Origin of the sequence: [Micrococcus luteus] ATCC 49442 (assembly GCF_010367585.1) — a bacterium.
Classification (GTDB): Bacteria; Actinomycetota; Actinomycetes; order Actinomycetales; family Micrococcaceae; genus Arthrobacter; species Arthrobacter luteus_A.
In genome coordinates, this window is sequence record NZ_JAAAXP010000001.1 from 2,720,631 (window position 1) to 2,738,959 (window position 18,329).

18 protein-coding genes and 1 pseudogene are annotated in these 18,329 nt (G+C 67.1%); 8 read left to right on the forward strand and 11 right to left on the reverse strand.

What is annotated here, in order from left to right; translation table 11 throughout:
* Positions 1 to 99: 99 nt before the first annotated feature.
* Positions 100 to 672, forward strand: a complete 573-nt coding sequence (locus GUV69_RS12330; protein WP_164202715.1) for a DinB family protein — start codon at positions 100 to 102, stop codon at positions 670 to 672.
* Entirely contained in the window at positions 669 to 881 is a 213-nt protein-coding gene (locus GUV69_RS12335) for a helix-hairpin-helix domain-containing protein (RefSeq protein WP_164202717.1), read from the forward strand. The genes GUV69_RS12330 and GUV69_RS12335 overlap by 4 nt, the downstream gene beginning before the upstream one ends.
* 25 nt (positions 882 to 906) lie before the next feature.
* Here GUV69_RS12335 and GUV69_RS12340 read toward each other — a convergent pair.
* From GUV69_RS12340 to GUV69_RS12355, 4 genes and pseudogenes are all read right to left on the reverse strand, one after another.
* A pseudogene (locus tag GUV69_RS12340) lies at positions 907 to 2,669 on the reverse strand (HNH endonuclease signature motif containing protein).
* Between the two features lie 188 nt (positions 2,670 to 2,857).
* On the reverse strand, positions 2,858 to 3,829 hold the full coding sequence (locus GUV69_RS12345) for an NAD(P)-dependent alcohol dehydrogenase (protein WP_164202719.1): 972 nt from the start codon (positions 3,827 to 3,829) through the stop codon (positions 2,858 to 2,860).
* Complete coding sequence (locus tag GUV69_RS12350) at positions 3,826 to 4,059, reverse strand: helix-turn-helix transcriptional regulator (protein ID WP_164202721.1); 234 nt, start codon at positions 4,057 to 4,059, stop codon at positions 3,826 to 3,828. The genes GUV69_RS12345 and GUV69_RS12350 overlap by 4 nt, the downstream gene beginning before the upstream one ends.
* Positions 4,053 to 4,481: a hypothetical protein gene (locus tag GUV69_RS12355; RefSeq protein WP_164202723.1), complete on the reverse strand. Its 429-nt coding sequence runs from the start codon at positions 4,479 to 4,481 to the stop codon at positions 4,053 to 4,055. Before GUV69_RS12355 ends, GUV69_RS12350 begins: the two co-directional genes overlap by 7 nt.
* A 240-nt stretch (positions 4,482 to 4,721) precedes the next feature.
* Between GUV69_RS12355 and GUV69_RS12360 the strand changes: the two genes are divergently transcribed.
* Together GUV69_RS12360 and GUV69_RS12365 are read left to right on the forward strand one after the other, a co-directional pair.
* Positions 4,722 to 6,239, forward strand: coding sequence for an amino acid permease (locus GUV69_RS12360; protein ID WP_244292709.1), 1,518 nt, complete (start codon positions 4,722 to 4,724; stop codon positions 6,237 to 6,239).
* A 37-nt stretch (positions 6,240 to 6,276) separates the two neighbouring features.
* Complete coding sequence (locus tag GUV69_RS12365; protein ID WP_164202725.1) at positions 6,277 to 6,909, forward strand: LysE family translocator; 633 nt, start codon at positions 6,277 to 6,279, stop codon at positions 6,907 to 6,909.
* A 151-nt stretch (positions 6,910 to 7,060) separates the two neighbouring features.
* Here the strand turns inward: GUV69_RS12365 and GUV69_RS12370 are convergent, their stop codons facing one another.
* The gene (locus tag GUV69_RS12370) at positions 7,061 to 7,924 is read right to left on the reverse strand and encodes an SDR family oxidoreductase (RefSeq protein WP_164202727.1); all 864 of its coding nucleotides are present in this window, start codon (positions 7,922 to 7,924) and stop codon (positions 7,061 to 7,063) included.
* Positions 7,925 to 8,045: 121 nt separating this feature from the next.
* Here GUV69_RS12370 and GUV69_RS12375 point away from each other — a divergent pair, with 121 nt between their 5' ends.
* Together GUV69_RS12375 and GUV69_RS12380 are read left to right on the forward strand one after the other, a co-directional pair.
* Complete coding sequence (locus GUV69_RS12375) at positions 8,046 to 8,423, forward strand: winged helix-turn-helix transcriptional regulator (RefSeq protein WP_164202729.1); 378 nt, start codon at positions 8,046 to 8,048, stop codon at positions 8,421 to 8,423.
* Between the two features lie 224 nt (positions 8,424 to 8,647).
* Positions 8,648 to 8,911 (forward strand): hypothetical protein, encoded by a 264-nt coding sequence (locus tag GUV69_RS12380; RefSeq protein ID WP_164202731.1) that lies wholly within the window; start codon positions 8,648 to 8,650, stop codon positions 8,909 to 8,911.
* Positions 8,912 to 8,947: 36 nt separating this feature from the next.
* Here the strand turns inward: GUV69_RS12380 and GUV69_RS12385 are convergent, their stop codons facing one another.
* Together GUV69_RS12385 and GUV69_RS12390 are read right to left on the reverse strand one after the other, a co-directional pair.
* Positions 8,948 to 9,697, reverse strand: coding sequence for a 3-hydroxybutyrate dehydrogenase (locus GUV69_RS12385; protein ID WP_164202733.1), 750 nt, complete (start codon positions 9,695 to 9,697; stop codon positions 8,948 to 8,950).
* A gap of 43 nt (positions 9,698 to 9,740) precedes the next feature.
* On the reverse strand, positions 9,741 to 11,126 hold the full coding sequence (locus GUV69_RS12390; RefSeq protein WP_164202735.1) for an MFS transporter: 1,386 nt from the start codon (positions 11,124 to 11,126) through the stop codon (positions 9,741 to 9,743).
* A 129-nt stretch (positions 11,127 to 11,255) separates the two neighbouring features.
* Between GUV69_RS12390 and GUV69_RS12395 the strand changes: the two genes are divergently transcribed.
* Entirely contained in the window at positions 11,256 to 12,173 is a 918-nt protein-coding gene (locus GUV69_RS12395) for a LysR family transcriptional regulator (protein WP_164202737.1), read from the forward strand.
* Between the two features lie 28 nt (positions 12,174 to 12,201).
* Here the strand turns inward: GUV69_RS12395 and GUV69_RS12400 are convergent, their stop codons facing one another.
* From GUV69_RS12400 to GUV69_RS12410, 3 genes are all read right to left on the reverse strand, one after another.
* Complete coding sequence (locus tag GUV69_RS12400; protein ID WP_164202740.1) at positions 12,202 to 13,113, reverse strand: spermidine synthase; 912 nt, start codon at positions 13,111 to 13,113, stop codon at positions 12,202 to 12,204.
* 59 nt (positions 13,114 to 13,172) lie between these two features.
* Positions 13,173 to 14,690 (reverse strand): D-glycero-beta-D-manno-heptose 1-phosphate adenylyltransferase, encoded by a 1,518-nt coding sequence (gene rfaE2 / locus GUV69_RS12405; RefSeq protein WP_244292865.1) that lies wholly within the window; start codon positions 14,688 to 14,690, stop codon positions 13,173 to 13,175.
* 68 nt (positions 14,691 to 14,758) lie between these two features.
* Positions 14,759 to 16,291, reverse strand: a complete 1,533-nt coding sequence (locus GUV69_RS12410; RefSeq protein ID WP_164202744.1) for an aldehyde dehydrogenase family protein — start codon at positions 16,289 to 16,291, stop codon at positions 14,759 to 14,761.
* Positions 16,292 to 16,465: 174 nt separating this feature from the next.
* On the opposite strand from GUV69_RS12410, the gene GUV69_RS12415 reads away from it, so the two are divergent.
* A complete protein-coding gene (locus GUV69_RS12415) occupies positions 16,466 to 17,614 on the forward strand; it encodes a glycosyltransferase family 9 protein (protein WP_164202746.1) in 1,149 nt (382 codons plus the stop codon).
* Positions 17,615 to 17,618: 4 nt separating this feature from the next.
* Here the strand turns inward: GUV69_RS12415 and GUV69_RS12420 are convergent, their stop codons facing one another.
* Positions 17,619 to 18,320, reverse strand: coding sequence for an SDR family oxidoreductase (locus tag GUV69_RS12420; protein WP_164202747.1), 702 nt, complete (start codon positions 18,318 to 18,320; stop codon positions 17,619 to 17,621).
* Positions 18,321 to 18,329 lie beyond the last annotated feature (9 nt).

The window sequence follows — 18,329 nt, forward strand, 5'->3', positions numbered from 1 at the left end:
GGGCTGGGATCTCCGAGAAGCTTGGTACGGCCGGCAAGCTTGTAAACCGAGGAGCTGCAGCCGGGATAAACAGGCGGGCCGTTCGGTAGAGTGCCCGCTATGGACGAAAAGGAGACCCTGCACCGTTATCTGCGAGTCCGGCGGGACAACCTGCTCGGCAAGCTGGACGGCCTTAGCGAGTACGACGTGCGCCGGCCACTCACGCCTACGGGCACGAATCTACTGGGCCTGGTCAAGCACGTGGCGAGTATGGAACTCGGCTACTTCGGCGACGTCTTCGGCCGCCCCAGTGGCCGGCACCTCTCCTGGTTCGATGACGACGCAAGCCCGGATGCCGACCTGTGGGTGAGCGCCGACGAGAGCCGGGCTGACATCGTTGAGCTGCACCACTTTGCCGGAGCTCACAGCGACGCCACCATCGAGACGCTGCCTGTGGACGCCCCGGGCGTGGTGCCCTGGTGGCCGGAGGACCGGCGTCAGGTCACCCTGCACCAGATTCTGGTACACATGGTTGGTGAGCGGGCCCACCACCTGGGTCACGCGGACATATTGCGCGAACTCATCGACGGCACGGCCGGTCAGGGTCCAGGCGACCCGAATCTGACTCCGCGCAGGCCGGAAGAGTGGGCCGCGCACCGGGCCGCCATCGAAGCTGCGGCGAGGCAGGCATGAGCACCCGGGACGTTCCTGCGCAGATCGGGGATTTCCCCCCGATTGGCCGGCCTGCCAACAGTGCCCTGCTCAATGCGGGAATCACTTCCTTGACGGAGGTCGCCTCACTGGGCCGCAGGGAACTTCTTGCCATGCACGGCGTCGGTCCGAAGGCCGTGCGGATTCTCGAAGCGGCCGCCAACGAGCGTGGGATCACTTTCGCGCCCTGAGATCGAAGTGCCCTGCCTAAGTAACTCATTGGATCCCTGCGGTCGCGGGTAACGCCCACTCCTCGTAGGACTCGTCACCCAGAGGATCGTCGGCTGTGGCTTCCCCGTCTTGGGCAACGCCAGTTTCCCGGTCAGCTCGTTGCAGGTCCTTCCGCTGGAATTTCCATTCCTGGCCTGACTCGTCATGATCTGGCCAGGTGGTGGATTCTTGATCGGTCTCCTCCTGATCCGACCAGGCAGTTATTTCCTGGCGTGTCTCCTCCCACTCTCTCCGCCTGTCGGCTGCAAATCCCGGATCTTCCGCCAGCGGCTGCGGCCAGTGGGGCGGTTCCCTGTCGGGTTGTTCGCTCTGGTAGTGGCGGCCGGTGGGTGAGATCCAGCCGGGCGGCTCGTCCGTGGTGGCTTCGGTGGGTTGCCAGGGTCTGGCGTGTTTGAGTCGGTGATGTTTGGGGCAGAGCTGGGCCAGGTTTGAGATCCCGGTGCTCCCGCCGTTGGCCCAGGCCTTCAGGTGGTCCGCTTCGTTGTCCAGGGACTGGTTGGAGCAGCCGGGGAACTGGCATTTGCCGTCCCGGAGGCGGAGCCATTGACGCAGTGCCTTGGGGATCCGGTAGCTTTCCCGCCCGATCTCCAACGGTGCCCCGTCCCGGGGATCGGTCAGGACCCGGCGGAACGACTCGGCACCGTCGGCGACAAGTTGCCGGGCCATGGACGGCGGGATCGGTCCGTACCCGTCGAGGATGGCCGGTTCATCGGTCAGACCCATCAGCGCGAACACCGGCACCGTCACCAGGACCTGGGCTGCCGGTAAGGGAATGTCATCGGCGTTGTCCCCGCCGAGCAGCCACGCCGCGACGTTGTCCGCACGGAGCTGGGTGAGGGTCCTGCCCTCGGCAGGGCCTTGCAGGGCCCGGGCGGCGGTGGTGGCCCGGTTCCAGATCCCGGAAGCCTGATCGGCGGGCAGGTAGGCCGAGAGCCAGGCCATCCCGTCCCGGTCCGGGGCATACTCAACCCGCCGGTCCAAGGCACTCCGGGTGTGGCGTGTTTCGATGCTGACGGGGTGGTGGCGTTCCCGCCACGTCCTGGCTTTGGCCCGGAACCGGCCCGGGACCATCCCGCCGGCCGCGCCGCGGGCCGGGTTCGGCGCCTCCGGGTCCAGGAAATGCGCCTCCAGGGCGTGGGCGGCGGCGGGCTCCAGATTGGTGGTCTCGTCGACCATGATCCGGGCATGCTGCCACGACAACGTCCCCGCCTGAAGAGCCGCCAACGTCAGCGGCAGGGCGGTGGTGAGGCGGTGGGCCTCGCCCAGCAGCCCGCCGGCCGTACGTTCACTGACCATCAGGGCGCACGCGACCTCAGCCACGATACTCATGTCCTGGGCGGTGTGCTCCTGCGGGGACATGATGGGCCCGCGATCACTTGGGCGGCCTCGTCGTACCCGCCGGCCGCATGGACCTTCACCGCAGCAACCATCGCCTCCAACCCCGCCGCGCCGGACAACACCGTGAGACACGCCTCAGCCTGCCAACGCAACGGGTCCGAGTCAGCCGCAAAAGGGCCGGCTGCGAAAGCGCCAGACACCGGGCCGTCCGCCGGCCCGCGCGCCGTGCTTACTGGCGGGCTGGCGGCCACGCCAGCACTTGGGCAAGTGGCAGGCACTCCAACCGGCACCGGGCTTCCTGCCAGATCCCCGCCCGTAGAGATGTCCACCGTCCCCCGGAACACACCGGCCAGCCGCAAAGCAGAAGCCGCGATGGCCTCCAGAACTTCTGCACCTGCGGCGTTATCCATACCCCCAGCATCACAGCACGCACCTACAGCACGCGCTAAGCAAACCGCCTATGTGGATAACATCCCCCGGCTGAGGCAGTGCAGGGTTCCTGCGTAAGTGTGGGCGGCCGGGCAACCGATCAACGCGGCTAACAGGCCATCGGGCGGCTCACGCGTCCGCTCCCGAAAGGGCCCGCAGCAGGAGGCCATCAGATTCTGACAACCACCTTGCCGCGCGCCCGGCCCTCGCGAAGATAGGCGATGGCGGCCGGCGCTTCAGCGAGCGTGTAAACCTTGTCGACAGCGGGTTTCACGCGGCCGGCCTCAAACATTTCGGCCAGCGCTTCAAGGTCCAGGTAATTCTCCTTCGACACGAGCCCCTTGAATTTCTGTCCCGAGAACAGGGCTGCCAGCGGAGCAGCCATCGAACGCTCAAATCCGCCGGTCACGCTCCCGCCGCCTTCGCCGCCGACGATCACCAGAGTCCCCCGCGGTGCAAGCGCCTTCCGGAGGACTGAGAGCCGCCTGTTGCCGGCGGTATCGATGATGAGGTCGTAGAGAACCCCGGCGCCGGCAAAGTCATCCCGCGTGTAATCGATGACGGCGTCAGCCCCAAGGGACCGGACCAGGTCCACTTTCCCCGTGCTGCAGACCCCGGTGACTGCTGCCCCGAACGCTTTGGCCACCTGCACGGCGAAGGATCCCACTCCGCCGCCCGCCCCGATGACCAGCACCTTCTGCCCTGCGGTGACGTGCCCGGCGTCGCGGACGGCCTGCAGCGCAGTGACAGCCGAAATGGGGGCAGCCGCCGTTTCTTCGAACGTAAGGTTCGAGGGCTTCCGCGCCAGCAACTTCTCCTTCGCGCAGGCGTACTCGGCGAACGACCCCTCACACGTCCCAAACACTTCATCGCCGGGCACGAAGCGGGTCACCCCTGCACCAACGGCCTCAACGACGCCCGCCACTTCCCGGCCCCGGACCGGCACCTTGGGCTTCTTCAGCCCGTACCCAAAGAGCCGGATGAGGTACGGCCGCCCCGTCATCAGGTGCCACGCACCCTGGTCGACGCCGGCCGCGCGGACTTTGATGAGTACCTCACCGCTGCCGGGCACCGGCTTCGGGATGTCCCGCAGCCCCAGCACATCGGAATTGCCGTAAACGTCCTGAACGACAGCTTTCATGATGCTTCTCCTTCATGGTGCGGGTACTGGAAGACGACTTCGAGCGGCACATTGAGAACGTGGGCGATCTGGAAGGCCATCTCCAGGGAGGGCGAATACCGGCCCTGTTCGATGGCAATGACGGTTTGCCGAGTGACACCTACGCGCTCGGCCAGTTCGGCCTGGGTCATTTCGCCGCGTTCAAAGCGCAGGCGGCGGAGGGAGTTGGTGACCCGGGTTGGCTTCACCATGGCTGGAACCCCCGGCGGTACGCGACGATCTTGGCCACGGACCCCAGGATTGCTGACAGCACAAACGCCAGGTAGATGACATTGGCGATCCAAAAATGATCCCATTCGGCCATGGCCATGAGCAGCGCAGCCACTCCCCCGATGACCACAAAGGACTGCCCGATGTACTCCCCGAACCGGTAGATCTCCCTGTCCCGCTGGTCCTTTTTACCGGCCTCCCGAGGCGATGAAATGCCGATTACGGCATGCAGCGCGATGGACCCCAGGATGGAGGCCCCGACGGTCCACAGCAGCGGACCGACGTACGGAACCCCGGCAAGGTTCGCGGTGCCGGCCCGGCCCAGGATGACGGCCAGGTACACGCCATAGGATGCCACAGCCGCCACCCCCATGATCCAGGCACTTTTCTCTTCGAAGGACATCTTCACTCCCGCCGTATCCGCCATCGCAAACAGCTCGTGATGTAAAACAAAGCTGCCATCTCAAAAGTAAAGAAAACCGGACATGATGTCAAGAGTTCTCGACACCACGGGGTTGGGCAGGCCGGTCTCGCCGCCCAGTCTGAGATGGAAGACACCAAGCTCCCGTGAGGCTCATCACGTCCGGCGCGAAAATGGTCTGCTGGTTAGCGATCCCCTCCCCAATGACGAGAAGGTATTTGTATGCAGCAACCAGCCGCCACGCAAGAAAATGCCAGCCCCGACGCAAGCCCCGCCGGCGAGACCACGCCCGGCACCGCCGTCGGACGCGTCCTGAACAGCACCCTGAACCGCGGACTGAACGTCCGGCACATCCGGTTTATGGCACTCGGCTCGGCCATCGGCACCGGCCTGTTCTACGGCTCGGCCTCCGCGATCCAAAAAGCTGGCCCGGCGGTCCTGCTCGCCTACATCATCGGCGGAGCGGCGGTGTTTATGGTGATGCGGGCCCTCGGTGAAATGGCCGTCCGGCACCCCGTTTCGGGCTCGTTTGGCCAGTACGCCAGCCGCTATCTCGGGCCGCTCGCGGGATTTGTGACCGGCTGGACGTACGTCTTCGAAATGGCGATTGTGGCCATCGCGGATGTGACGGCGTTCAGCATCTACATGGGCTTCTGGTTCCCCGAGGTGGACCGCTGGATCTGGATCCTCGCGATCATCTTCTTCCTGGGGGCATTGAACCTGCTCAGCGTCAAAGTGTTCGGTGAACTTGAGTTCTGGTTCTCGCTGATCAAGGTGGTGGCCATCATCGCCATGATCGCCGGCGGCGCAGCCATCATTGCCTTTGGATTCCAGGCCGGGGGCTCCACGGTGGCGCCGGGACTGGGCAACCTGGTGGAACACGGAGGCTTCTTCCCGTTCGGCTTTGAAGGTCTGCTGGCTTCCTTCGCCGTCGTGATGTTCGCCTTCGGCGGGATTGAAACGCTCGGCATCACCGCCGGCGAGGCGGCGGACCCCAAGAAGGTCATTCCCAAGGCCGTCAACACGGTTCCGGTCCGCGTCCTGCTGTTCTACGTCCTGACCCTGGGCGTCCTGATGAGCCTTTTCCCGTGGAACGAGATCGGCACGAACGGCAGCCCGTTTGTGCAGATCTTCGGCGGCCTTGGCATTCCGGCGGCACCGCACATCCTCAACGCCGTGGTGATCACCGCAGCCCTGTCCGCCATCAACAGCGACATTTTCGGCGCCGGCCGGATCCTCTTCGGACTGTCCGGCCAGGGCCATGCGCCGGCAGTGTTCGGCAAGGTTTCCCGGCACGGAGTCCCGTGGATGACCGTGGTGATGATGGCCGGCATCCTGCTGGTGGGCGTTGTCCTGAACGCCGTCATTCCCGAAGACGTCTTTCTCCTGATCGCCTCGATTGCCACCTTCGCCACGGTTTGGGTGTGGGTCATGATCCTCGCGTCCCATGTGGCCATGAAACGCGAGATCGCGCGGAACGGCCTGCCGGCGTCGGAATTTCCTTCTCCGTGGTGGCCGGCCGCGTCCCTCCTGACCATCGCGTTTATGGCCCTGGTGATCGCGGTCCTGGGCGCCTTCGAGGACACCCGGGTGGCACTTTACGTGGGCGCGGCGTGGCTGGGGCTGCTGGTTATCGCCTACCGCCTCTGGGTCAAGGGGAACGGACGACGCCGGGCCGAACTTGTGGACGAAACCTCACCGCTGCCGGTGGTTGAGCCCGCGGTTTCCGCCGGCAGTTAGGTGTCGACCCTGGCGGAGGCCGGGGCTATCATCAGGCATGGTTCCGTTCACCAACCTCCTGGCGTTTGCCCTGGCCTCGCTGGTCCTCATCGCCATCCCCGGCCCCAGCGTGCTCTTTGTGATCGGCCGCTCGCTCGCCCTGGGACGCAAGGGCGGGCTCCTGAGCGTGCTGGGCAACGCCCTGGGCATGGTGCCCCAAATTGTCGCTGTGGCCATGGGCGTGGGCATCGTGGTGGCGCAGTCGATGGTGCTGTTCACCATCATCAAATTTGCCGGTGCGGCCTACCTGGCATATCTCGGCATTCAGGCGATCCGGCACCGGGGCGGAACGACGACGGCGGGCCGGGTGCCGCCGTCGTCCACCTCGCGCATGCTGCGCGAGGGCTTCCTGGTGGGGGCCACAAACCCCAAGTCGATCGTGTTCTTCGTGGCGGTACTGCCGCAGTTCGTTGACTACCAGGCCGGCGGCATTCCACTGCAGCTTGCGACATTGGGCGCGGTGTTCCTGGTGATAGCGCTTGTCTCCGACAGCATTTGGGCCCTTGCCGCCGGCACTGCACGGCAGTGGTTCGCCCGGTCGCCCAAGCGCGTTTCCGCCCTCAGTGCCGCAGGCGGAGTCATGATGATCGGCCTCGGCGGAACCTTGGCGCTAACCGGCAGCAAATCGTAGTTGCCGCCAATCCCCCTTCACTCATCGGCCACCGGGTCAACGCTCACTCAGGTGAAGTGAGAGAGCGTTGGCCCAAATGGCCCATCAAGTGCGAGAGCGTTCCGGGAAAACCCACATTAAGTGAGAGAGCGTCCGGGGGGTGGGGGGTGGGTCAGACGGCGGCCAGGGCCGAACGGACGGCGGCCGGCATGGGTGTGGTGGGCCGGCCGATCAGGGTACGGAGGTCCGAGCCGCTGACGAGCAGGTCCCCGCGGGCGATGCCAAGGTCCGAGTCCGCCAGGATGTCGGCGAAAGCCTGCGGAACGCCAAAGCCGGCCAGAAGGCCGGCGTAGTCACTGGCCGGAAGATCCTGGTACGCCACGTCCTGGTTCGCTGCGGTGCTGATCTCCTGAGCCAGTTCGGTGAGCGTGAAGGCTTCGTCGCCGCCGAGTTCGTAGACCTTGCCGGCCTGGTTTTCGGCGAGGAGGACGGCGGCCGCAGCTTCGGCGTAGTCCTGGCGGGACGCGGCACTGACCTTGCCTTCACCGGCGCTGCCTGCCAGCGCACCCTGGGCCAGCGTTCCCTGCAGCTGCTCGGTGTAGTTTTCGAGGTACCAGCCGTTGCGGAGGATGGCGAACGGGACGCCGGAGTCCTTGAGGATGGCTTCGGTTGCCTGGTGCTCGGCAGCCAGCTTCATCCCCGTGTTTTCGGCGTTGGCGATGCTGGTGTAGGCGATGAGTTCCACACCGGCGGCTTTGGCAGCCTCGATGACCGTGCGGTGCTGGTCAACGCGCTGGCCAACCTCGCTGCCGGAAATCAGCAGGACCTTGCTGGCGCCGTCGAGAGCCTGCGCCACCGACGCGGCATCCGTGTAATCCATTGTCCTGACCTGCACGCCACGCGCTTCGAAGTCGGCCAGTTTACCGATGGAGCGGCCCGCGGCCACGATCTCTGCGGCCGGGACATTGCGCTGCAGCAGCGCCTCGACGACGTGGCGGCCAAGCTGTCCGGTTGCTCCGGTGATGACAATGCTCATGGGTGGTTCCTTTCACCATTTGTAAGGGGTCACCCTGCACAACCAGCCCCGTCGCGGAATGCTTCCCACAAGAGAGTACGCACTTTGAGGTAAGGTACTCACCTTTTGGTAAGGTTGGTGCATGGACACCCAGGCATTTCCGGCCAAACTGCCCGCAGCCTTTGCCGACGGCGTGTTCCCGGCGGGCTGCCCGAGCCGGACGGTGCTGGACCACATCACCAGTAAATGGGGCGTGCTGATCCTTCTTGCGCTCTCAGAGGGTGAGCAGCGGTGGAGCGAACTCCGGCGCCGGGCCGAGGGGATCAGCGAGAAGATGCTCGCGCAAACCCTGAAAACGCTCGAGAGTGACGGCCTGGTCCTGCGAAAAGCACAGCCGGTCATACCGCCGCGCGTTGACTATAGCCTCACGGATCGCGGCTACGAGCTGACTGCCCTGCTGGTTCCACTGGTGGCCTGGGCCTACACCAACGCAGACGAAATCCTCAACGGCCAGCGCTGAACGCGGCAGCAATGCACGAGGTCAAAGGCCGGGAGTACCCGCGCCGAACCTAAGTAGTCGCCCCCCGAAAAAACGAGTACATGTTACTGGTGTGACTGGTGTGAATAGCGCCTACCGTATTTGTAAGGTGCCAGCCAGGAATAGGAGGACCATCCTCTGCTGGGAGCTTTCCGGCTACCGCACCCGCACTGGGCGGCTCCACGCCGCTTCAAGGAGTGGTTCGCATGGTGAAAGCACATGTCCAGGATCTGGCCAGCATGGGCCGGCCCGTCAAACTATCCACGCTCATCACCCGTGCCTGGGGCAGGGTCCTGGCGGCCTTCGGCCCCGGGTGCCCCTACCGGGTGGGCGATGCCGTCGTCGGGGACGATCCCTTCAACGGCCGCCACGAGGGGATTGTTATGTCCCGCAGCGGTCCGTCTGTGGAGGTTGGAGCCGCGGCGGGGGTCTTCTACTACGACCACCGCCACCTGAGGCCGCAGGATTAGCGGCCGCAGGTGGCGGTGGTTAAGGGACGGGGCCGGTCAGCGGGCTGACCAGCCGCCGTCCATGGTGTAGCTGGCCCCGGTGACCATGCCGGCGTGATCGGACGCCAGCCAGGCAACCAGGGATGCCACCTCGCCCGGTTCCACCAGGCGTTTGATGGCGGATTCGGTGAGCATGACCTTGGCCAGCACCTCGGCTTCAGGGATCCCGTGGACCTTCGCCTGGTCTGCAATCTGCTTCTCCACCAGCGCCGTACGGACGTAGCCGGGGTTGACGCAGTTGGAGGTGACTCCGTGTTCCCCGCCCTCAAGCGCCGTCACCTTGCTCAGCCCTTCCAGGCCGTGCTTGGCGGATACGTACGCGCTCTTGAACGGGGAGGCACGGATCCCGTGCACCGAGGACAGGTTGATAATGCGGCCAAACCCGTTGGCGTACATGTGCGGCAGGGCGGCCCGGATGAGCAGGAACGGCGCTTCCAGCATGAGGGCGATGATCCGCCGGAACTCCACGGGATCAAATTCCTCAATGGGGCTGATGCGCTGGATCCCGGCGTTGTTCACCAGGATGTCGCAGTCCAGGCTCAGGGTCCCGAGCCTGTCCACATCCAGCAGGTCGACGGCCCATGAGGTGCCGCCCACTTCGTCGGCGAGTGCGGCAGCGCCGGCGGAGTCGACGTCGGCCACCACCACTTTCGCCCCGCGGGCGGCGAGTTCCCTGACACACGCGGCGCCGATCCCGCTGGCACCGCCGGTGACCACTGCCTTGCGGCCGTTCAAACTGTTCTCCATTGCACTTCCCATCGTTCGCCCAGTCCTCAGTTACTCAAGCAGCTCAGCGGCTGCCGGCCGGGAGCAGTCCCTCGCGTGCGGCGTCGGCCTTGTCCACATCCTCCAGGGCGATGCCCTTGGTCTCCTTCAGGCTCAGCACCGCCACCGTGGTGATGGCGCAGGCCACCACCAGGTAGATGGCTGTGGGGACCCAGGAACCGGTGTCCTTGAGCCACTGGGTAGCCAGCAGCGGAGCCAGCGAACCGGCAAAGATGGACGTGACCTGCGAGCCCAGCGAGACGCCCGAGTAGCGCATCCGGGTGGGGAAAAGCTCGGCCATGATGGCGGGCTGGCCGGCGTACATAAACGCGTGCAGGCACAGGCCGATGGTCACGGCGAGGACGATCACCACAGCGTTGCGGGTATCGAACATGGGGAAGGCGAAGAACGGCCAGGCAGCACCGGAGATGGCGCCGATCAGGTAGACGGGCTTGCGTCCGATGCTGTCCACGAGCCGGCCCACCTGCGGGATGACCAGGAAGTGGATGACGTGGGCGATCAGGAGTGCCAGCAGGAGCGAGGAGGTGTCGTACTTGTGCACGCTCTTGAGGTAGACGATCGCGAAGCTGACCACCAGGTAGTACATGATGTTCTCCGCGAAGCGCAGCCCCATGGCCTGCAGGATGCCCTTCGGGTATTTCCGCACCACCTCGAACACGCCATAGCTGACGGCCTGTTCCTTCTCCACGAGGGCCTTGGCTTCGAGGAAGATGGGGGCTTCGGTGACGTGCGTGCGGATGTAGTAGCCAACGAACACAATCACGGCGGAGAGCCAGAATGCGACGCGCCAGCCCCAGCTGAGGAATGCCTCGGGGCTCAGCGTGGAGGACATCACGTACAGCACCAGGGTGGCCAGGAGGTTGCCCACCGGCACGGCGGCCTGCGGCCAGCTGGACCAGAAGCCACGGGACTTGTTGGGGCTGTGCTCAGCAACGAGCAGCACGGCGCCGCCCCATTCACCGCCGAGCGCAAAGCCCTGGATGAAGCGCAGGGCAACCAGGAGGGTAGGTGCCAGGTAGCCGATTTCGGCGAAGCCCGGGAGGCAGCCCATCAGGAACGTGGCCACGCCGACGATGACGATGGTCAGCTGCAGCGTGGGCTTGCGGCCCAGCTTGTCGCCGATCTGGCCGAAGACAATGCCGCCGAGCGGGCGGGCCACGAAGCCCACGGCATAGGTGATGAACGCCTGGATGATGCCGTCCAGCTCGTTGCCTGTGGCGGGGAAGAAGTATTTTCCGAAGACGAGGGTTGCCGCGGTGGCATAGAGGAAGAATTCGTACCATTCCACCACCGTGCCCACCATCGAGGCGGCCACGATTTTTTTGAGGCCGGATCCCTTGGATGCGGGGCCGGCGGCATTATTATCTGCCGAGCGTTGCTCTACGCTCATGAGTTTCTCCTTAGTGTCCACTTTGACACGTGCTGTGATCCACAGCACTAATGGCTCCACTGAGTATTACTGCACAGACATGGGCATTCAATGACCAATGCGGCACCTAACATGTGCACAATTGCAGATATGGATACCAACCCTGATGACTTGCTGGTGCTGCTTGCGGTGTCCCGCTCCGCAAAATTTACGACGGCGGCGCAGGCCCTGGGACTGAACCACACCACCGTGTCACGCCGGATAGCCGCCCTGGAGAAGTCGTTGGGCGGACGGGTCCTGGCCCGTGCCGCCGGCGGCTGGGAACTGACGGAGCTCGGCACCCGTGCCGTGCGGGTGGCCGAACAGGTGGAGGCCGCGGTGAGTGCGCTGGGACCGGCAGGCCAGGCACCCGACCCGGTTGCCGGCGTCGTACGCATGACGGCGACCGACGGGTTCAGCGCTTATATTGCCGCACCGGCCGTCGCAAGGCTGCGCCGCGACCACCCCGGGCTCAGCGTGGAGGTGGTGACCATGACCCGGCGGGCCCTGCAGCAGCGCTCCGGCCTGGACATCGAGGTGGTGGTAGGCGAGCCGCAGGTCCACCGGGCTGAAGCGGTCCGGTTGGGCGAGTACATGCTGGGGATGTACGCCTCGCACGCCTACCTCGCCGAGCACGGGACGCCGGCGACCGTTGCCGAACTGACGGAGCACCCGCTGGTCTACTTTGTGGATTCGATGCTGCAGGTGGACGACCTCGACGCCCCGCGCCGGCTGGTGCCTGCCATGCGGGACGGCCTCACGTCAACGAATGTCTTTGTCCATGTGGAGGCCACCCGGGCAGGGGCCGGCATCGGGTTCCTGCCCTGCTTTATGGGCGACCTGCACGCGGACCTGGCCCGGCTGCTCCCGGACGACGTCGCCGAACTGCTCCCCTACTGGATGGTGCTGCGGCCCGACTCGATGCGCCGCCCGGCCGTGGCCGCCGTGGTGCAGGCGTTGCGCGAGCAGACGGCCGCGCACCGCGAGTTTCTGCTCGGGAGGGGAAAAACGTCATCCGTTGCTCCGTAAAGGGCGTTTTCCCGCTCCAAAAGGACTTTTACGGAGCAATCGATGGAGGCGGAGGGTCGTGGCGTACCGGGGACCCGGTGGCGAAGGCGCGCACCTGCGCGTCGTTCCAGATGTGGGCAGGGACCGCGCCGCCCAGGAGCCTGCGGGCCAGCTGGGGATCGCCGTCCAGCGGGGTGTCGCTGCCGGCCATCACCATGTTGCCGTAGCGGCGGCCCTTGAGCATGGCGGGGTCGGCGATGATGACGGTGTGCTCGAACGCGGCCGCAATGGTGGCAGCGTCCTCACGGGCGTTTTTCAGGTCCGGGGCGTCGCCGGAATTGACCACGTAGATCCCGCCCGGCGCCAGGACGCGCCTGATGTGTTCGGTGAACTCAGCCGTGGTGAGCGGCCGCGGGGTCAGCGACCCGGCGAAGACGTCGCGGATGATGAAGTCCCGGGTGTCCGCTGTGAGGGTCTCGGTGACCTCCCGGGCCTCGCCCACGCGCAGGCGCAGCAGCGGCGCCTTGGGGAGGTCGAACCAGCCGCGGACATACTCGGCGAGTTTGCCGTCCAGCTCCACCACTACCTGCCGCGCATCCGGGTAGGCGGCGTGGAAGTAACGGGCGAGGGAGCAGGCTCCGCCGCCGAGATGGAGCCCGCGCAGCTTGTGCGCCGCAGCCTTGGTCGGCCACCGCGATTCAATCAGCGCCGCCGTCCAGCGCATGTACTCAAAGTCCAGGAACAGCGGATCGGCGAGGTCGATGTGGGAGCTCATCACGCCGTTGATCTTCAGCAGCCAGCCGGTGGAGTTGTCCTGGTCCGCGATCAGCTGGCAGTCGCCGGTATCGATGTAGTAGACGCCCTCCACGGGCCCGTCGGGCCGGGTGCCTTTCGGCACGTCCACCACGCCCGCGACCGGACGCAGGCCGTTCCTGCCGCCTGACTTGCCGCGTTTCGCCATTATCCGTGTGCCGCTTCAGTCATGCTTCAACCCTAGTTGTTCACCCCAAATCGGCGGCCTCAGGAACCCGGGTTTGCCACTGCACCGTCGCGGATCCGTTGGACCACGGCGGTGGTGGAGCGCTCCGCCACATAATCGAGGATGACGACGCGGCCGCCGTATTCCTCCACGGCGTCGGTTTCCGCCAGCATCTCCGGGGTGTAGTCACCGCCCTTGGCGTAGATATCGGGCTGGATCTGCCTGATCAGAGGGCTGGCCGTGGGTGTATCGAAGATGGTCACGTAGTCCACGCAGCTGAGGGCAGCGATCACTGCCGCCCGGTCGGCCCCGGGGTTGATGGGCCGGCCCGGGCCCTTGAGGCGGCGGACGGAGTCGTCGCTGTTGAGGGCCACCACCAGCACGTCGCCGAGCTGTTTGGCCTGGTTCAGGTAGCGGGTGTGCCCGCTGTGCAGCACGTCGAAGCAGCCGTTGGTCAGCACAATCCGCTGGCCGCGGGCCCGGTGCGCGGAAACCTGCAGCACAAGTTCGTCGGCGCTGAGCGCCGTGTCCGCGAAGCTCTCCAGGTGCCTGGCGAGCTGGGCAGTGCTGCAGACGGACGTGCCGGGCTGGTGCACCACCACGTCCGCGGCCGCCTGGGCGAGGTCCAGGCTCGCCGTCAGGGGAAGACCCGCCGACCGGGCCAGGGTCAGGGCGGCCACGAAGGTATCGCCGGCCCCGGACGCCTGTTTCTCAGCGGCCGGCCGCGCCCAGGTGCGGTGCGTGGTTCCGTCCGCGGCAAAGAGCACGGTTCCGTCCCTGTCCAGCGTCACCACCACCGCCCGGGCCCCCGTGGAGGAAAGCAGGGCGTCCCGATGCCCGGTCACGGTTTCCACGCGGCCGTTGCCCTCTGCCAGGCGCAGGTCCAGCAGCCGGGCAGTTTCCTGGGCGTTGGGGGTGACAAGGTCCGGCCGCAGCCCGGCCCACGGGCGCGGGTCATGCGCGTCAACCACCGTCAGGGGGCGGTCAGCGACCGAACCGGCGCCGGTTTCCGCCACCCTCAGTGCCTCCCCGAGTGCGGCGCGGACCGGGCCTGCCAGGACCCCGGTCCCGTAGTCGCACACCAGTACCGCGTCCTGATGTCCGACGGCGGCGCGCACCGAGGAGGCCAGCGCCGCCAGCGCGGCGGCCGGGACAGCCGTGGCCGAGTCATCGATCCGCAGCATCACCTGGCCGCCGCTGCTGATCCGGATCTTCGTGGTGGTGACCATGTCCGGATGGGAATGCAGGTGCTTGAGGTCAATGCCGGCCGCCTCGAGTTTCCGCCGAAGCGTTGCACCGGCGTCGTCCGTTCCGATGATGCCTGCCACGGATACCCTGGCGCCGAGGGCGGCCAGGTTCATGGCGGTATTGGCCGCCCCGCCGGGGGCGAACTCGCGGCTGGTGACGTCCACTACCGGGGCGGGGGCCTCCCGGCAGAGCCGTTCAATGGTGCCGCTCCACCAGCCGTCCAGCATAACGTCGCCGATCACCAGGATGGCCGGGCTTTCGGCAGCCAGCCGCCGGGGAAGCCCGCCGGAGAGGGCACGCTGGCTGGACAGGTCGCCCGCTCCACCGGCGCCGCCCGCTCCGCCGGGGCCGGCTGATGCGCCGGATGCCTGCGCCGCGCTCACTGCGGGCCGCCGTCCTGGCCCCGGTCAGCCCTTCCCCGCAGGGGCTCTTCATCCCTGATCTGTTCCTCCACAACGTTCCCGGCCTGCACCGGATCAGGCATCGGTTCATCAGGCAGATCGAGGGCGAACGCCGGCGGGGCTGCCACATGCACTACCTTCACCCGGGTGAATTCGTCCAGCAGCTCCGGGCCGTAGCCGAACCCCTCGCCGCTGGCACCCCGCGGCTGGGCGGAACCGCCGGGCGCACCGCCAAAGACCTCGTTGATTTTCACGGTGCCCACGGGAAGTGCCGCAATGGCCTTCTGGACGTGGGCGATGCTCCCCGTCAGGACCGTTGCAGCCAGGCCGTAGCGGCCGCTGCCCGCAAGCTGCAGCCCGTCGTCGAAGGTTTCGACCACCTGGACCGCTGCCACCGGGCCGAAGGTTTCCTCGGTCATCACCTGCATGCTGTCCGTGCAGCCGAGCAGGACCGTGGCCGGGTAGAAGGCGCCGGGCCCGGCAGGAACAGCGCCGCCTTCCACCGCCCGCGCACCCTGCCCAAGGGCCCCGGCAACCTGGGCGTGGACGGTGTCACGCAGCCTGGTATCCACCAGCGGGGCGACGCTGCCGTTGCTGTTGCGCAGCGCCGCTTCGGCTTCGAGGGCGGCGCAGAAGCGGGCCGCTATCGCTTCGTGGACGTAGATCCGTTCCACCGAGGTGCAGATCTGGCCGCTGTTGCTGAAGGCACCGATGGCAGCCTGCTCAGCAGCCCAGCCAGGGTCCACGTCACGGTCCACCACCAGGGGATCGTTGCCGCCGTTCTCCCGGATCACATGGGCTCCGGTTGTGGCCCCGGCACGGGCAATCCGCGTGCCGGCAGCACTGGAGCCCACATGGGCAATGACATCGACGGCGGCACCGGTCAGGAGCGCGCCCACCCCGGCGCCGCCGGAGACGGTGAGCAGAACCCCTGGCGGAAACGCCGCTGCCAGCACCTCCCCCAGGGCCTCGCCGAGGCGTGGGCAACGTTCACTCGGCTTGTGCACCACGGTGTTGCCGGTGACCAGGGCCGCGCCAATGAGTCCGCAGGCCACCGCCACCGGATCGTTCCAGGGAGTGAGGAGAACCGCCACGCCGCGGGGTTCGGCAACCGTGTAATCCGAAGCCGACCGGTTGCCCAGCAGGCTGTGGCCGCGGTGCAGGGGGCCGAGCTCGGCGTACTGTTCCAGGGTGGAGACGCCGGCGGCTATCCCGGCCAGGGCCTCCTCGAACGGGCGTCCGGTTTCGCTGCTGTTCAGGCCTGCCAGCTCGCCCGCGGCGGCGTCGAGGGCCCGCGCCGCGGCCCGGAGCGCGGCGCCCCGCTCTCCCGGTGGGACCGCCGCCCAGCGGACTGCCGCGCTCCGGGCCACCTCGACGGCATGGTTCACCGCGCCGGGTTCAGCTTCGGGGACGGACCACAGGTACTCTCCCGTGCGGGGATCGCTGATGGTCAGTCCGGTGCCGTCAAGGGTCTGGCTGGTGGGTGTGCCGGGCTTGGCAGTCGTATGCATGGAACTCCTCCGTACGTACTTGTCCTTGCGGTCCCGTACCCCGGGAACAGGTGTTTACACAGCCGCGCCAGGGCAGGGTGCGCCTCTAGCCAGCGGCGCCGCGCATCCGTAGGGTGGCACCACGCGGCAGGAACGCAGCGGGAAACGGGCGTGCGCACTACGGAAGGGGCCTGCATGGAACAGACCGCCACCGGCATCGGGCCGCTGCTGGACAGGTTCGACGGCGTTTCCCGGATCGTGCTGCTGCGCGGCGGCGGCCTGGGCGACCTGATGTTCGCCCTCCCGGCCGTGCCGGCGCTGAAAGCGGCCTACCCCGGCAGCACCGTCACGCTGCTGGGCACGCCCGTTCACGAGGCGCTCGTGTCCGCCGCGCACACCGGCTTTGACGACGTGATGGTCCTGCCCGTCGCCGAAGGGGTACGGCCCGGACAAGAGGATCCGGCCGCCATGGAATCCTTCTTCCGTGCCGCCCGGGAACGGCAGTTCGACCTTGCCGTGCAGCTCCACGGCGGCGGCCGCTTCTCCAACCCCTTCCTGCTGCAACTGCGGGCGCGGCATACGGTGGGTTCCGGCACGCCGGACGCCGCCCCGCTGGAACGCACCCTGCCCTACGTGTACTACCAGCACGAACCTCTGCGCTCGCTGGAAGTTGCCGGACTGGCGGGCGCACCGCCCGTCCAGCTGGAGGCCCGGCTCGATCCGCGGGCGGAGTTTGTGGCCCGGCTGCCGGAAACCCTGGGAACGGCACTCCCGCCCGACGGCCAGCCGCTGCTGGTGCTCCACCCCGGCGCCACCGACCCGCGGCGTCACTGGCCTGCAGACAGTTTCGGCGCGGTCGCCCGGGCAGCGGCCGACGACGGCGCCCGCGTCCTGGTGATCGGTGACCACAGTGAAACGGGGCTGGCGGACGCCGTGGTGAGTGCCGCCGTCGGGCGTCACGCAGGGGGAACCACCGGGAGGTCCACGCTCAGCGGTGAGCGCCCTGTTGCCTCCGTCGCCGGGATGCTGGGGCTCGGGGAACTGGCCGCCCTGCTGGCCCGCGCAGACGTTGTCCTGGCCAACGACAGCGGCCCCCGCCACCTGGCGCAGGCGCTCGGCACGCCCACAGTGGGGATCTACTGGGCCGGCAACGCACTGACCTCCGGTCCGCTGGGGCGCGGCAGGCACCGGGTCCATCTGTCCTGGGTGACGAACTGCCCCGTGTGCGGCGCGGATGTCACGCAGGTGGGGTGGACGGCCCCGCGCTGCCCGCACAACGGTTCATTGGTGGCCGGCATCCGGCCCGGGGACGTGTACGCGGACGTCCGCAGCCTGTTGCACTGACCCGTCACGGCCAGGAGCCTTCCTCCGGATGGCAGATCAGCATCTCCCGCACCTCGCAGCCCGGCGGCTGGGACAGGACAAAGAGGATGGCCTGGGCCACGTTCCCGGGGCTGTTCAGGCGGGAATCGTCCTGCGGTTTGTACTGCTCGGTCCGGTCGTCGAAGAAGCGGGTCTTCATGCCGCCGGGAATCATCGCGGTCACACCGATCTCCCCGCCGGTCTCGGCTGCCAGGGCGTGCGTGAAGCCGATGACGCCGAACTTGGAGGCACAGTACGCCGTGGCATCCGCTACGGCCCGCTTGCCCAGGGTGGACGCCACCGTCACCACCCTGCCGTGCGAGGTTTTCAGGTACGGCAGGGCGGCCCGGACCACCGACACCGTGCCGAGAAGATTCACGCCGATCACCTTCTCCCATTCTTCCGCCGCGACGTCCGCCAATTTTCCGCAGCGGTCGATTCCGGCAGCGGTGACCACCGCATCGAGTCCGCCCAGCGACTCCGCCGCCTCCCGGACGGTCTGTTCCACCGCTGAACGGTCTGCAACGTCCACCTCGAAAGCCTTCACGCCGGAGACGCTGCTGATGTCGCGGTCCAGCACCACGGGTGTCCCGCCGGCCTTCAGCACGGCATCGACGACGGCGGCGCCAAGTCCGGAGGCACCTCCCGTGATCAGGACCCGGCCAGGCCAGGATGGCTCAGTGTTCATGGTGTTCCT